At 74.3% G+C, this 13,453-nt stretch carries 12 protein-coding genes; 3 read left to right on the forward strand and 9 right to left on the reverse strand.

Annotated features, from left to right (window positions below; genetic code table 11):
* Positions 1-21: 21 nt before the first annotated feature.
* Complete coding sequence (locus ABZ809_RS14815) at positions 22-1,284, forward strand: nucleotide sugar dehydrogenase (protein WP_357562996.1); 1,263 nt, start codon at positions 22-24, stop codon at positions 1,282-1,284.
* A 54-nt stretch (positions 1,285-1,338) separates the two neighbouring features.
* Here ABZ809_RS14815 and ABZ809_RS14820 read toward each other — a convergent pair whose 3' ends face one another.
* From ABZ809_RS14820 to ABZ809_RS14840, 5 genes are all read right to left on the reverse strand, one after another.
* On the reverse strand, positions 1,339-3,822 hold the full coding sequence (locus ABZ809_RS14820; protein WP_357562998.1) for an FtsX-like permease family protein: 2,484 nt from the start codon (positions 3,820-3,822) through the stop codon (positions 1,339-1,341).
* Positions 3,819-3,956 carry a hypothetical protein gene (locus ABZ809_RS14825; RefSeq protein WP_357562999.1) on the reverse strand — a complete coding sequence of 46 codons (138 nt, stop codon included), beginning with the start codon at positions 3,954-3,956 and terminating at the stop codon, positions 3,819-3,821. The genes ABZ809_RS14820 and ABZ809_RS14825 overlap by 4 nt, the downstream gene beginning before the upstream one ends.
* A 147-nt stretch (positions 3,957-4,103) precedes the next feature.
* The gene (locus ABZ809_RS14830; RefSeq protein ID WP_357563001.1) at positions 4,104-4,769 is read right to left on the reverse strand and encodes a response regulator transcription factor; all 666 of its coding nucleotides are present in this window, start codon (positions 4,767-4,769) and stop codon (positions 4,104-4,106) included.
* Positions 4,766-5,992 carry a histidine kinase gene (locus tag ABZ809_RS14835; RefSeq protein WP_357563002.1) on the reverse strand — a complete coding sequence of 409 codons (1,227 nt, stop codon included), beginning with the start codon at positions 5,990-5,992 and terminating at the stop codon, positions 4,766-4,768. The genes ABZ809_RS14830 and ABZ809_RS14835 overlap by 4 nt, the downstream gene beginning before the upstream one ends.
* Before the next feature lie 87 nt (positions 5,993-6,079).
* Positions 6,080-6,766, reverse strand: a complete 687-nt coding sequence (locus ABZ809_RS14840; RefSeq protein ID WP_357563004.1) for a DUF305 domain-containing protein — start codon at positions 6,764-6,766, stop codon at positions 6,080-6,082.
* A gap of 139 nt (positions 6,767-6,905) precedes the next feature.
* Between ABZ809_RS14840 and ABZ809_RS14845 the strand changes: the two genes are divergently transcribed.
* Positions 6,906-8,357, forward strand: coding sequence for a hypothetical protein (locus ABZ809_RS14845; RefSeq protein ID WP_357563005.1), 1,452 nt, complete (start codon positions 6,906-6,908; stop codon positions 8,355-8,357).
* A gap of 83 nt (positions 8,358-8,440) precedes the next feature.
* Here the strand turns inward: ABZ809_RS14845 and ABZ809_RS14850 are convergent, their stop codons facing one another.
* Positions 8,441-8,662 (reverse strand): DUF2188 domain-containing protein, encoded by a 222-nt coding sequence (locus tag ABZ809_RS14850; RefSeq protein ID WP_357092866.1) that lies wholly within the window; start codon positions 8,660-8,662, stop codon positions 8,441-8,443.
* Between the two features lie 106 nt (positions 8,663-8,768).
* On the opposite strand from ABZ809_RS14850, the gene ABZ809_RS14855 reads away from it, so the two are divergent.
* On the forward strand, positions 8,769-9,782 hold the full coding sequence (locus tag ABZ809_RS14855; protein ID WP_357563007.1) for a linear amide C-N hydrolase: 1,014 nt from the start codon (positions 8,769-8,771) through the stop codon (positions 9,780-9,782).
* Positions 9,783-9,789: 7 nt separating this feature from the next.
* Here ABZ809_RS14855 and ABZ809_RS14860 read toward each other — a convergent pair whose 3' ends face one another.
* The 3 genes from ABZ809_RS14860 to ABZ809_RS14870 form a co-directional block, all read right to left on the reverse strand.
* Positions 9,790-10,719, reverse strand: coding sequence for a PfkB family carbohydrate kinase (locus ABZ809_RS14860; RefSeq protein ID WP_357563009.1), 930 nt, complete (start codon positions 10,717-10,719; stop codon positions 9,790-9,792).
* Positions 10,720-10,780: 61 nt separating this feature from the next.
* On the reverse strand, positions 10,781-12,391 hold the full coding sequence (locus tag ABZ809_RS14865) for an asparagine synthase-related protein (protein ID WP_357563010.1): 1,611 nt from the start codon (positions 12,389-12,391) through the stop codon (positions 10,781-10,783).
* 4 nt (positions 12,392-12,395) lie between these two features.
* Complete coding sequence (locus tag ABZ809_RS14870; protein ID WP_357563011.1) at positions 12,396-13,358, reverse strand: hypothetical protein; 963 nt, start codon at positions 13,356-13,358, stop codon at positions 12,396-12,398.
* Positions 13,359-13,453 lie beyond the last annotated feature (95 nt).

Genomic DNA, 13,453 nt, shown 5'->3' on the forward strand with positions numbered 1-13,453 from the left:
CTGTCTGCCTCGGGAGTCCGGGTGAGCGTTGAGAAGTTGGTCGTGATCGGCCAGGGGTACGTCGGCCTGCCACTGGCGATGCGGGCCGTCGAGGCCGGGCTGGACGTGATCGGCCTGGACGTCGACTCCGACCGCGTCAAGCGACTCGCGGCGGGCGAGTCGTTCGTGGAGGACATCCCGGTCGACCGGCTGGGCCGGGCGCTGGCCAGCGGCCGGTACCACCCGAGCACCGAGTACGCCGACGCCGAGGGCTTCGACATCTGCGTGATCACGGTGCCCACCCCGCTGCGGGACGGCACTCCCGACCTCAGCTTCGTGGAGCAGGCCGGCGTCGGCATCGGCCCGTACGTGCGGCCGGGCTGCACGGTGGTCCTGGAGTCCACCACCTATCCCGGCACCACGGAGGAGCTGCTGCGCCCGCTGCTGGAGTCGGCCAGCGGCCTGCGCAGCCCGGGCGACTTCCACCTCGGCTACAGCCCCGAGCGGATCGACCCGGGCAACCGGACGTGGCGCCTGGAGAACACCCCGAAGGTGGTCTCCGGGATGGACGCGACCGCGTTGGCCCGGGTGGACGGGTTCTACCGCCGGCTCGTGGAGCGGACCGTGCCGGTGGACTCCACCCGGGTGGCGGAGCTGACCAAGCTGATCGAGAACACCTTCCGGCAGGTGAACATCGCCCTGATCAACGAGCTGACCATGCTCTCCCACCACCTCGACATCGACGTCTGGCAGGCGATCGAGGCGGCGGAGAGCAAACCGTTCGGCTTCATGCCGTTCCGGCCCGGGCCGGGGGTCGGCGGGCACTGCCTGCCGATCGACCCCTGCTACCTGTCCTGGCAGGTCAAGCGGCGCCTCGGGCGGCAGTTCCGGTTCATCGAGCTGGCCAACGACGTCAACCACGAGATGCCCGAGCACGTGGCGCAGCGGATCATGAACGGGCTGAACCGGACGGGTCGCGCGGTCAGCGGGGCGCGCCTGCTGCTGCTGGGGCTGGCGTACAAGAAGAACACCGGCGACATGCGCGACTCCCCCGCCGTCGACGTCACCCGGCGCCTCCAGGCCCTCGGCGCGGACGTCCGGGCGGTGGAGCCGTACGCGGAGCCACACCACATTCCCGGCGGTGTGCTGGTGGTGGAGCTGACCGAGCGGGAGATCCGCGCGGCGGACGCGGTGGTGGTGGTCACCGACCATGACGACTTCGACTACGACCTGGTGACCCGGCACGCCCGGTACGTCTTCGACACCCGCAACCGGTGCGCCGGCCCGGCGGTGGAACGCCTGTAGGACCCGGCACCGTCGGCCGGTCCCGCCCCGGCGGGCGGGACCGGCCGACGGATGTCACTGGTCGCCGAGCGCCTCGACCACCGGCCGGGCCAGCGCCCGGCGGGCGGGCAGCACCGAGGCGGCCAGGGCGGCCACGACGGCGACGCCGAGGATCAGCCCGAGCTGCCCCACCGGCAGCACCACGGCGAAGTCGCCACTGATCCGGGCGAGCAGCGCCATGGCGGCCGCGCTCACGCCGGTGCCGAGGCCGACCCCGAGCACCGCGCCGACCAGCGCCATCAGCACCGCCTCCACGGCCAGCACGGCGCGCAGCCGGCCCCGGGTGAGCCCCACCGCGCGCAGCACGGCGTGCTCCCGGGCCCGCTCCAGCACCGACAGGCTCAGCGTGTTCGCGACCCCGACCAGCGCGATCACCACGGCGAGGCCGAGCAGCGCGGTGACGAACGCGAGCAGCATGTCGACCGTGCCGGTGAGCATCTTCTTGTACGCGCCCTGGTCCATCAGGTTGGCCGTGGGGTAGCGGGCCAGCACGGTCTCGATGGCGGCCCGGGCCTGGTTGGCGGGAACGCCGTCGACGGGGTCGACCTCCGCCAGGTGGCCCCGCTCGTCGGGGAAGAGCGCGGCGAAGTCGGCGTCCACCACGTCGATCACATGGCCGGCGGGCACGGGGCTGCCACCCAGCACCGGCCCGTCGGCGGTGACGACCGCTGCCACCCGGAACGGCCGGCCCCGCAGGGTGACGGTGGAGTCGACCGTCCAGCCCCGGGCCTGGGCCAGCTCCCGGTGCACCAGCACCGAACCGGGTCCGAGCCGGCCGGGGTCGCCGGCCACCACCCCGGTCAGCGTCCGGCCGACCAGGGCCGGGTGCGCGGCCCGGACCTGCACGCCGTCGGCGACGGTGCCGCGCTGCTCGTGCACCACCGCCAGCTCGGGACGGGCGCGCAGCTCGGCGACGAGCGGTCCCGGCAGGTCCCCGCCCACCCCGGTGACCAGCCAGTCGACGCCGACCTCGGCGTCCACGCTGCGCTCGATCCCCTCCTTGATGCTGCGCGCGCCGACCACGAAGGCCGACACCAGACCGATCCCGATCACCAGGGCGGTCGCGGTCGCGGCGAGCCGGCGCGGATTGCGTACGGCGTTCGTCACGGCCAGGCCGACGGTGGCCCCGAACAGCCTGCGGGCGGGCCAGCCCAGCACCCGGACCAGCGCCGGCACGAGCACCGGGCCGAAGAGCACGATGCCGAAGAAGGTGAGCACGCCGCCGGCCGCCACCAGCACCACCTGGCCGGCGGACGCGGCACCGACCAGCGCGGCGACCCCGGCGGCGGAGACCAGCGCCCCGGCGGTCAGCCGGAGCCGGCCGGCGCCCCGGGCGGGCTGCACCGCCGCGTCGGTGAGCGCGGCGACCGGGGCGACGCGGGTACCCCGCCACGCGGGCAGCAGCGCGGCGCCCACCGTGATCGCCGTGCCGAGGAGGATGCTGACCAGCACCGTCGGCAGGGTGACGGTGAGCCCGCCCGAGACCGGCGCGTCGAGTCGCGCCATCAGCTGCCCCATGCCACCGGCCAGGACGACCCCGATCAGCACGCCGGCCGCGGAGGCGAGCAGCCCGACCGCGGCGGATTCCAGCAGCGCGGCGCGGAACAGCTGGCCCCGGGTCGCGCCGACCAGCCGCAACAGCGCGGTCCGCCGGGTCCGCTGGGCCAGCACGATGGCGAAGGTGTTGGCGATGACGAAGCCGGCGACCACGACGGCGACCCCGGCGAAGGTCAGCAGCACCATGTTGAACTGCTGGAGATCACGCACCGCGTCGGTCACGGCGTCGTCGAGGATGCGCTGCCGGGTCTTGACGGTCACACCGGCGCCGGCCGCCTCGGCGGCCCGGTCGGCCAGGGCCGCGTCGGCCACGCCCGGTCGCGCGGCCACCATGATCCGGTCGTAGCCGCGCTGGCCCGTCACGGCGAGGGCGTCCGCGCCGACCAGGCCGATGAACGGGCCGCCGACGTCCCGGGCGGTGCCGGCCACGTCGACCGTGCCGACCAGCGTGTACGGGCGGGCCGCTCCCCCGCCGCCGCCGAGACGTACGGGCGCGCCGAGGGTGAAGCCCTCCTCGGCGGCGGTGGGCGCGTCCAGCACCACCTCGCCGGGGCGGTCGGGCAGCCGGCCGGCCACCACGTCGTACGAACGCAACGCCTGCTCGACGGGGATCGCGGCGAGGACGGCGTAGCCGAGCACGGGGCGGCCGTCGGCGCCGACGATCCCGCCGGAGCCGAGCAGTTCGCCCTCGGCGGCGGCGACCCCGTCGACCGCGCGCACCCGGTCGACCAGTTCGGCGGGCAGCGCGGCGGCGGTGGCGGAGTACACGGCGAGGTCGGTGTGCCGGTCGAACGCCCCGGCCCGGTCGTACGCGCCGGCCCGCATCCCGTCGACGAAGATCAGCGTGCCCGCGACGAACGCGACGCCGAGGACGATGGCCAGCGACGAGAGCACCAGACGCGGCACCTCGGCGCGGAGTTGGCGCAGGGTCAGCCGGATCATCGGGCCACCGCCGTGCCGCCGACGGCCGGTACCCGCGGCGGGTCGAGGCCGGCGAGCGCGTCGCGCACCCGGCCGGCGGCGAGGTCGACGTCGATCCTGTCGGTGGCGGCGGGCGCGGGAGATGCGACGGACACGTGGGGCTCCCCGTGGAGATCGTGGCTGGGACGTCTCCGACGCTATGGACGCGGGTGGCGGGGCGCGTCCACCCGCGCGCCCGGTTTCGCTGCGACCTCGGGGCACCCTGACCGGGCGGACCCGTACGACCTGGGTCGTAGACCGGCTCAGCCGCCGGGGACGACCAGCCCGCTCTCGTACGCCAGCACCACCGCCTGCACCCGGTCGCGGAGCTGGAGCTTGGCCAGGATCCGCCCGACGTGCGTCTTCACGGTCGCCTCCGCGACGTGCACCCGGGCGGCGATCTCCGCGTTGCTGAGCCCTTCGGCCACCAGCAGGAGGATCTCCCGCTCCCGCTCGGTGAGCTGGCCGATCCGGGGGTCCTCGGCGGGTAGCGGGCCGAGCCGCCCGGCGAACCGGTCGAGCAGCCGGCGGGTGATGGGCGGCGCGACCACCGAGTCGCCCTGGGCGACCACGCGGATGGCGGTCAGCAACTCCTCCGGCGGGACGTTCTTGAGCAGGAAGCCGCTGGCGCCCGCCTGGAGCGCGGCGAAGGCGTCCGCCTCGGTGTCGAAGGTGGTGAGCACCAGCACCCGGGGCGAGCCGGCGGGACGCTCCCGGCAGATCCGCCGCGTCGCCTCGACCCCGTCCATGGTCGGCATCCGGACGTCCATCACCACGACGTCGGCCTCGATCCGGGCCAGCACCCGCAGTGCGTCGGCGCCGTCGATCGCCTCGCCGACGACCGCCAGGTCGGGTTGGGAGTCCAGCACCATCCGGAACCCGGCGCGGACCAGCGCCTGGTCGTCCACGATCACCACCCGGACCGTCATGCCGCCGCCACCTCCGTCGCCCCGGAGGTCGACGGTAGCGGCAGCCGCGCCTCGACCTGCCAGCCCCCGGCGAGTCGGGGCCCGGCGGTGAGGCTGCCGTCGTACACCCCGACCCGCTCCCGCATGCCCACCAGGCCGTGCCCGCCGGACGGGGCCGGGGCGACCGGGGTCTGGCCGCGCCCGTCGTCGACCACCCGGACCACCACGGCGTCGTCGGCGTGGACGAGGGTGACCTCGACGCGGGCGCCGACCCCGGCGTGCTTGAGCGCGTTGGTCAGCCCCTCCTGCACGACCCGGTAGACGGTCAGTTCCAGCCCGGGCGGCATCGGCGGCGGCTGCCCGGTGACCGTGTGCCGGGCCCGCAGGCCGGCGGCGCGGAACCGGTCGAGCAGGGTGGGCAGCTCGGTCAGGGCCAACCGGCGGTGTGCCGGGTCGGCGGCCACCCCGGCGCCGTCGGGCTCGCCCGCCGCGTCGAACGGGCTGGGCTCCCGCAGTACGCCGACCAGCCGGCGCATCTCCTCCAGCGCCTGCCGGCCGGTGTCGCCGACCACCTTCATCGCCTGGCGGGCGGTCTCCGGGTCCCGGTCGAGCATGAACCGCGCGCCGTCGGCCTGCACGATCATCACCGCCATGCCGTGTGCCACCACGTCGTGCAGTTCCCGGGCGATGCGGGTGCGTTCCCCGGCGACGGCGGCCCGCGCCTCCGCCTCGCGTTCCCGTTCCAGGGTGGCGGCCCGCTCCTCCAGGCTGAGCACGTAGAGGTGGCGGGTCCGCACGTTCAGCCCGACCAGCCACACCGCACCGGTGACCAGGCCGAAGTAGATCGCCGTCGCCCACCAGGCGACGTCGCCGCGGGTCTGGAGGGCCGCGAGCACCACCCCGACGCCGGCGCCGACCCCGGCGAGGATCCCGTCGCGGAGGCGGTCGGCGTACTTGACCACGCTGTAGAGGGCGACCAGCACCGCGACGTCGAAGGCCAGCGGCCCCCAGCCGGCGGCCAACTGCACCAGCCCGAGCGCCGCCACGACGGCGGCGACCGCCGACGGGTGGGACCGGCGGAACAGCAACGCCACCGCCATCGCGGCCCCGACCAGGGTGGCTCTCCACCCACCGGGTTGACTCACCGCGGTGACGAGGCCGAAGAGCATCACCATGGCGACGACGAAGACGTCGAAGGCGACGCTGCGCAGGGGGCGGCCGAGGATCGTGCGGTTCACGGTCACCCAGCGTACGTGCCGCAGGCCGGTGCCGGCGGGGTCGGCGCACGGGCGGAGACGCGCCCGCCACGCGCGCGTGGCGCGTCGGCGGGATCAGGCCAGCAGTTCGCGCATCCGGTCGATCTCGACGGTCTGCTCGGTGGCGACGGAGTTGGCGAACTCCGACAGGGTGAGGTCGGCGCCGACCTTGAGCAGGTCGGTGGCCATCTGGACCGCACCCTGGTGGTGCTCTGTCATCATCCGTACGAAGAGCCGGTCGAACTCCGCACCGCGCGCCGCCGCCAACTGCCGGATCGCCTCCGGCGACTGCATGCCCCGCATGCCGGCGTGCTCGTGCCCCGCCGTCTCCGTGCCGAGCCCCCGTTCCTGCAACCAGCCCCGCATCATGCCGATCTCCGGGCCCTGGCTGGCCCGGATCCGCTCGGCGAGGGCGCGCAGGGCCGGGTCCGCGGCTCGGTCGGGGGCCAGTTCCGCCATCTCCAGCGCCTGGGCGTGGTGCGGAATCATCATCCGGACGAACCAGACGTCCAATGAGTTGTGGCGGGCCCTGGTGGCGTCGCGCATCTCCTCGGCGGGCCGGGTGACGGCGGTCTCGCCCGGTCGACCGGGCACGATCACGGCGGGCCGGGACGGACCGGCCGGGGCGGACGTCGGGGCGGCGACCGGTCCCGCCGGGGCGGGGACCGCGCCGTCGTCGGACCGGGACAGGATGACGACCACCACCGACAGCAGGAGCGCGGACAGGGCGACGGCCAGGGTCCGCATGCGGCGGTGGGTCATGGGCCACTCCTGTTGGTAGAGGTCATCGCGATCGTATCCATCGACACAGAGCCTCACATGTGACGCGCGTCACATCGACAGGTCTCATCGGACGGTAGGGTGTGCGGCATCGTCATCCCCCTTGCGAAGGGCATCGCCGATGACCAGTCTCCGCTCCCCCCGGGCCCGGCGGCTCACCACGGTGAGCCTGGCCGCGGCCGGTCTTCTCCTCGCCGGCGTCGCCACCGCCGCTCCCGGAAACGCCGGGGTGACGGCGCGCTCGGCCCCGGCCGGCACGGTGGACGCCACCAACACGATCCCCGGCATCGACGAGATCGTCAGCAGTCCCAACCTGCGGCAGGTCGCCAACGTGCCGAAGCAGGCGCCACTGGACGGCACCAACAGCGACATCGCCTTCCAGGGCCGCTACGCCTTCGCCGGCAACTACAACGGCTTCGTCATCTACGACATCTCGCGGCCCACCGCGCCGACCGTGGTGTCGCAGGTCTACTGCCCCGGGTCGCAGAACGACATCTCCATCCACGGGGAACTGCTGTTCCTCTCCACCGACAGCCCCCGCAGTGACGACTCCTGCAACAGCGTCGCCGGATCGGCCACGGCCAAGGAGTCGTGGGAGGGCATGAAGGTCTTCGACATCAGCGACAAGGCCAACCCGCGCTACGTCAAGGCGGTGGAGACGGCCTGCGGGTCGCACACCCACACCCTCGTGCCCGGCAAGGACCGCAAGGCGGTCTACCTGTATGTGTCCTCGTACGGCCCGCGCGCGGAGTTCCCCGACTGCCAGCCCCCGCACGACTCCATCTCCATCGTCAAGGTGCCGCTGAAGTCGCCCACCGACGCGGCGGTGGTGTCCACCCCGAACCTCTTCCCCGACGGCGGTTACGAGGGCCGGCCGGGTGGCTCGGCCACCACCGGCTGCCACGACATCACCGTCTACCCGGAGAAGAACCTGGCGGCCGGCGCGTGCATGGGTGACGGCATCCTGATGGACATCTCGAACCGGGAGGCCCCGCGGCTGATCAACCGGGTCCGGGACACCGTCAACTTCGCGTTCTGGCACTCGGCGACGTTCAACAACGCCGGCACCAAGGTGATCTTCACCGACGAGCTGGGCGGCGGCGGCGCGGCCACCTGCAACGAGGTCATCGGCCCCCACCGGGGCGCGAACGCCATCTACGACATCACCGGCCGCGGCGACGCCCGGACGATGGTCTTCCGCAGCTACTTCAAGATTCCCCGGGTCAACGCCGACACCGAGACCTGCGTGGCGCACAACGGCTCGCTGATCCCGGTGCTCGGGCGGGACTTCATGGTCCAGGCGTGGTACCAGGGCGGCATCTCGGTCTTCGACTTCACCGACTCGGCCAACCCCAAGGAGATCGCCTTCTGGGAGCGGGGCCCGTTGTCGAACGACCAGCTGACCGGCGGCGGTTCCTGGTCCGCGTACTACTACAACGGCTACATCTACTCCAACGACATGCGCAAGGGCCTCGACGTCCTGAAGCTGACCGACTGGCGGACCTGGACGGCGAACCTCGTCCGCTACCGCGAGCTGAACGTGCAGACCCAGCCCAGCTACCTCGGCTGGTAGTCGCGCCCACCGCGCCGACGGGCCCGGTCCCCCTCGCAGGGGGCCGGGCCCGAACGTGTCCCTGGTGGACGCGGCGGCGACGCTCAGCCGGCCGGCGGGTACGGGTCGTCCTGGTACGTGTACTCCGTCTCGATCCTGCCGTCCGAGGTGTGCACGACGAGCTGGCTCGGCTCGTTGCCGTGCGCCGCCCGACGGCCCTCCTCGACAGCGCGTTGCTTGGTGTCGAACGTGCCGACGACCTGGTTGCCCTGCTCGACCTTCCAGCCGCCACCGTTCGGCACGACGTGGTACTCGTTGCGCTTCATGTCTGTCACCCGCCTCTCGGTCGTTGTCTGCCCCGATACCCGGGCGCCGGGCGCGGAAACCCTCCTCCGTGGACAACCGACCGCCGCCGCCATAGCGTTGAGGGTCATGCGGAGAACCCTGCTGCCCGCCGGACTGGCCCTGGTGCTGGCCGTCGGCGCCTGCGCCAGCTCCACGCCGGCACCCGCCCCGGCACCGGAACCCACCGCCGCGCCGACGGCGTCGGGGCCACTGACCGCCTCGCGGCAGGACGCCGGCCAGGTCGAGCGAACCCTGGCCAGCCTGCGCAGGGTCGACGAGCTGCCGTTGTACGAGATGACCTACGACGGGGCGTACGACCCGACCGTCGGCACGGACGCCGGCCCGGCGAGGCCGTTCGGGTGCTCGCTCTTCGCCGCCGCCGGCGACCCCGGCCGACCGCTGTTCGCCCGCAACTTCGACTGGGACGCCAACCCGGCGCTGGTGCTGCGCACCGATCCGCCGGACGCGTACGCCAGCATCTCGGTGGTCGACATGTCGTACCTCGATGTGGACGCCGACCCGGCCGGTGACCGGCGGCTGCTCAACGCCCCGCTGCTGCCCTTCGACGGCATGAACGAGCGGGGCCTGGCGGTCGGGCTCGCCGCGGACGACGGCGCCCGCGCCGACCTCGACCCGGGCCGGGCCACCGTCGGATCGGTACGCATCCTGCGGCTGGTGCTCGACCGCGCGGCCACGGTCGACGAGGCGGTGGCGGTCTTCCAGCGGTACAACGTGGACTTCCAGGGCGGCCCACCACTGCACTACCTGATCGCCGACGCCGGCGGCGCCTCGGCCGTGGTCGAGTTCGTCGACGGCCGGCTACGGGTCGAGCGGGGCTCGGGCGGTTGGCGGGCGCTGACCAACGTACCCGTCGTGGGCGTCGCCGAGCAGCGCCGCCGGGAGGACCGCCGCTACCGGACGATCGCCGAGGCACTCGACCGTAGCGGCGGCGTGGCGGACGCCGCGGCGGCCCTGAAGATCCTCGCCGACGTCCGGCAGGCCCACACCCGCTGGTCGGTGACGTACGACCTGCGTGGCGGGGAGGTCCGGCTGACCACCGCGGCGGGCGGCGCGCACAGCTACCGGCTGCCGATGACGTGACCCTCGCTCAGCCGGGAATCCGGTCGAGCTGCGCGCGGATCGCCTCCGGCGTCAGGGCCGGCCGGCCGCCGGGATGCCCGACGGTGGCGCCGGCCGCCGCCACGGCGTACCGCGCGGCCCGCTCAGGAGAGTCCCCGCGCAGCACGCCGAGCGCCAACGCGGCGACGAAGGCGTCCCCGGCGCCCGTGTCGTCCACGGTGGGGGTCTCGCTCAGCGGCACGAACAGCGCGCCGCCGGGCCAGACGAAGGCGTTGCCCTCGCCGGCCACCTCGACGGCCAGCAGGGACGGGCCGCGGCCGAGCAGCGCGCGGCCGGCGGCGATCCCGCCCGCCGCGTCGCGCGGCGCGTCGCCGCCGATCAGCTCGACCTCCCGGGCGTCGGCGCGCAGCACGTCGGCGAGGGCGAGCAGCGCGTCGGTGTCGGCCGGGTCGGTCGGCGCGCCGTCGAGCACCACCAGCCGGCCGGCCTCCCGGGCGGCGCGCGCCGCGACCAGGGCCGCGCCCGACGGCTGCTGGAGCTGCACCAGGACCGCCCGCGCGGCCCGCAGCGCGCCGGCGGCGCCGGCCACGTCCGCCACGGTGAGCAGGGTGGCCTCGGGCAGGTCCTCCAGGTAACGCCAGCGGGCCTCGGCGTCGACCACGTCGACGATGAGCCCCGTCGTCGTGCCGGGCCGGCGCAGCACCGGGTCGACGTCGATGCCGTCGGCCCGCGCCAGTGCCAGCAGCCGCTCCCCCACCTCGTCGTCGCCGACGACGCCGAGCAGCCCGACGGACGCGCCGAGCTGGGCGAGCCCGACGGCCTGGTTGGCCCCCTTCCCGCCGAGCAGCTCGCGCCGGCGCCGTACCGGGGCGGTGCCGCCGGGACCGGGCACATCGTCGACCAGCAGGACGAGATCCCGCGCGACCTGTCCCACCACCATCACGTCCGGGTGCGCCATGCCGGCCCTACTACCCGGGTGGCGCCGGTTGATCCGTCTCCCGGGGGGCCCGGCGCGGCGCTCAGCCCGGCAGCGTCGCCCCGTCGCCCCCGGTACGGCGCGGCCCGACCAGCCGGCGCACCATCGGCGCGGCGTTCCACTTCGCCGCCCCCACCAGGTCGCGGGCGTGCTCCAGCACCGTGTAGTCGGGCCGGGCCCGGCCGTCCGCGAGGGCCCGGTCCAGGTCGTTGCCGCACCGGGTCAGCACGCTGTCGAAGTCGCGGCGCACGGGTTCGAGCAGATGGTAGCCGAACGAGCGGTGCAGCCGGGCGAAGAACGGCTTGTAGAGCCGGGCCCGCTCGTGCAGCCCGGAGGAGTACGACATCGGGTTCTTCGGCCGGCGCCGGACATAGCCCGGCAGCAGGTCGGCGAAGGCCCGCCGGACGATCCACTTCTCCTGCCCGTCGCGCATCTTCAGCCCGATCGGCAGCCGCATCGCCAGCTCCACCAGGCTCAGGTCGAGAAACGGCACGCGCGCCTCCACCCCGTGCCCCATGCTGGCCCGGTCGACGCGCTGCAACTCCGTACGGCAGAGGTTGCGGATCTTGTGCAGGAACAGCCGGCGGGACGCCTCGGGGCCGACCTCGTGGTACATCGGGTAGCCGCCGAACAGTTCGTCCGAGCCGTCCCCGGTGAGCACCACCTTCACGCCCAGCTCGCGGAGCCGACGGAACAGCGGCACGGTGACCACCGCGTTGATGATGTCGCCGTACTCGGTCAGCTCGGACAGCCGGATGGCCTCCCGGATGTCCGCCAGCCGGATGTCGCGCGGGCGCAGCTCGACCACCTCGTGCGGCACCCCCAGGTCCCTCGCCAGCCGCCGCGCGTACGCGACATCGGGGCTGTCGGGCACCCCGACCGTGACCGCGACACAGTCGGGGTGCATCTCGCGCACGTGCAGCAGGGCCAGCGAGCTGTCCAGCCCGCCGGAGAGCACCACCCCCACGGTGAGGTCGGTGTCCACCCGCATCCGGATGCTGTCGGTGAGGGCGGCACGGACGAGCAGGGCGGCCTCGTCCGGGTCGTCCACCACCGGCAGCCCCTCACCCAGGGCCAGCAGGTCGACGTACGCGCGCAGCCGGACCGACCCGTCGGCCTCGGCCCAGCCGTGGTGCCCGGGCGGCACCTCGGCGATCGGGGCCCGGTGCCCGGCCAGCGCCTTGATCTCGCTGGCGACGTGCAGGCAGCCGGGCGTCCGGGTCCAGTACAGCGGCTTCACGCCGAGCGGGTCCCGGACCAGGTAGGCCCGGCCGGTGGGCCGTTCCACGATGGCGAAGGCGTACTCGCCGCGCAGCCGGCTCACCAGGCCCTCGCCCCAGTGCAGGAACGCGGCGAGCACCACCTCGGTGTCGCCGGCGGTGTGGAAGCGGTGGCCGAGCCGGACCAGTTCCGCGCGCAGCTCCCGGTGGTTGAAGACCTCGCCGTTGTAGCAGAGCAGCCAGCGCCCGTCGGCGGAGACGCAGGGCTGCGCGGCGTGTTCCCGGTCCACGATCGGCAGCCGGCGGGTGCCGGCGAGCAGGCCGTTCTCGTAGCGGGTCTCGGTGACCTCGCCGCGTGGGGCGAGGGTGGCGAGCATCCGCCGGAAGGTCGTCGGATCGGCCTCCGGGCCGAGGCTCAACGCGATGCCGCACATCGGCTCAGACCCCCATCTCGGCTTCGTACGCCCGGCGCAGCCGTCGCCGCACCGCCGGGGCGAGGCACAGGTGCCACGCCTGCCCCTCGTCGACCACGTTGATCTCGCCGGCCCGCTGCCGGGCCAGCAGCAGCTCGGCCAGGGTGTCCCGGACGCCGAACCGACCGAACCACGTCATCTCGACGTCGACCGCCCAGCCGAGGCAGTGGCCGCTGGGCACCATGGCGGCGTACCCGAGCCGGCGCAGGCGGTGCTGGTGCTCCGCGCTGCGGACCAGGCTGGTCACCCACAGCGGCGGAGTGGCGGGCGGGCTGCTGGCGGCGAGTTCCCGGGCGACGTCGTTGAGCAGCGCCACCACCTCCCGCCGGGCCCGCCGGAACCGCAGCCCGGCGGTGCGCGGGGTGGCGTCGGGCCACAACCGGCGCCGGGCCGCCCGCACGCCGCGCCCGAGCAGCGTCCGCGGCTGCTCGGTGTAGCGGAAGCGCAGCAGGTCCCGCCGGCGCAGCCACTCCAGGTCGACCAGCTCGGGACTGGCGTCGACCTGGGCGTCGGTGCGGAAGCCGGGGGTGTCGCGCCACCACATCACGTCGATGCGGGAGAGCAGGTAGATCCGGACCAGCGCGGTGAGATCGGCGGCGGAGCTGCGCGCGTTCGGCTGGTAACGGGCCATCTCCAGCAGCAGCGTCTCGCGGGCGCCGATCAGCCCCTGCGGCGTGGCGTCGAGCACGGCCGCGATGGCGGGCTCCCGCAGCCGCTCGTCGATCAGCACCTGCCGGGCGGTGGCGCAGGATGCCCCGGCCAGTGCGGCGACCTCGACCAACAGGTCTGCCACGGCGGCCCGGTAGGCGTCGAGGTCCGGCGCGGCGGCCGGTCCGGGCGGTGCGCCGGGCACGCGGCGGCGGGCCCGGACGGCGGGTGTGACGGAGGAGCCGGGCCGCTGTCCCGGGCTTCGGCTGGGCACTCGCATGGTCGGGTCCTCTCTCCCGTCACGACGTCACTGTGTGCATCGCCCTGCGCCCACCGTAATCAGGCGTGACGGGATAAGCCCGAACAATCCTCCTA

The organism is Micromonospora sp. NPDC047074, from assembly GCF_040643815.1.
Classification (GTDB): Bacteria; Actinomycetota; Actinomycetes; order Mycobacteriales; family Micromonosporaceae; genus Micromonospora.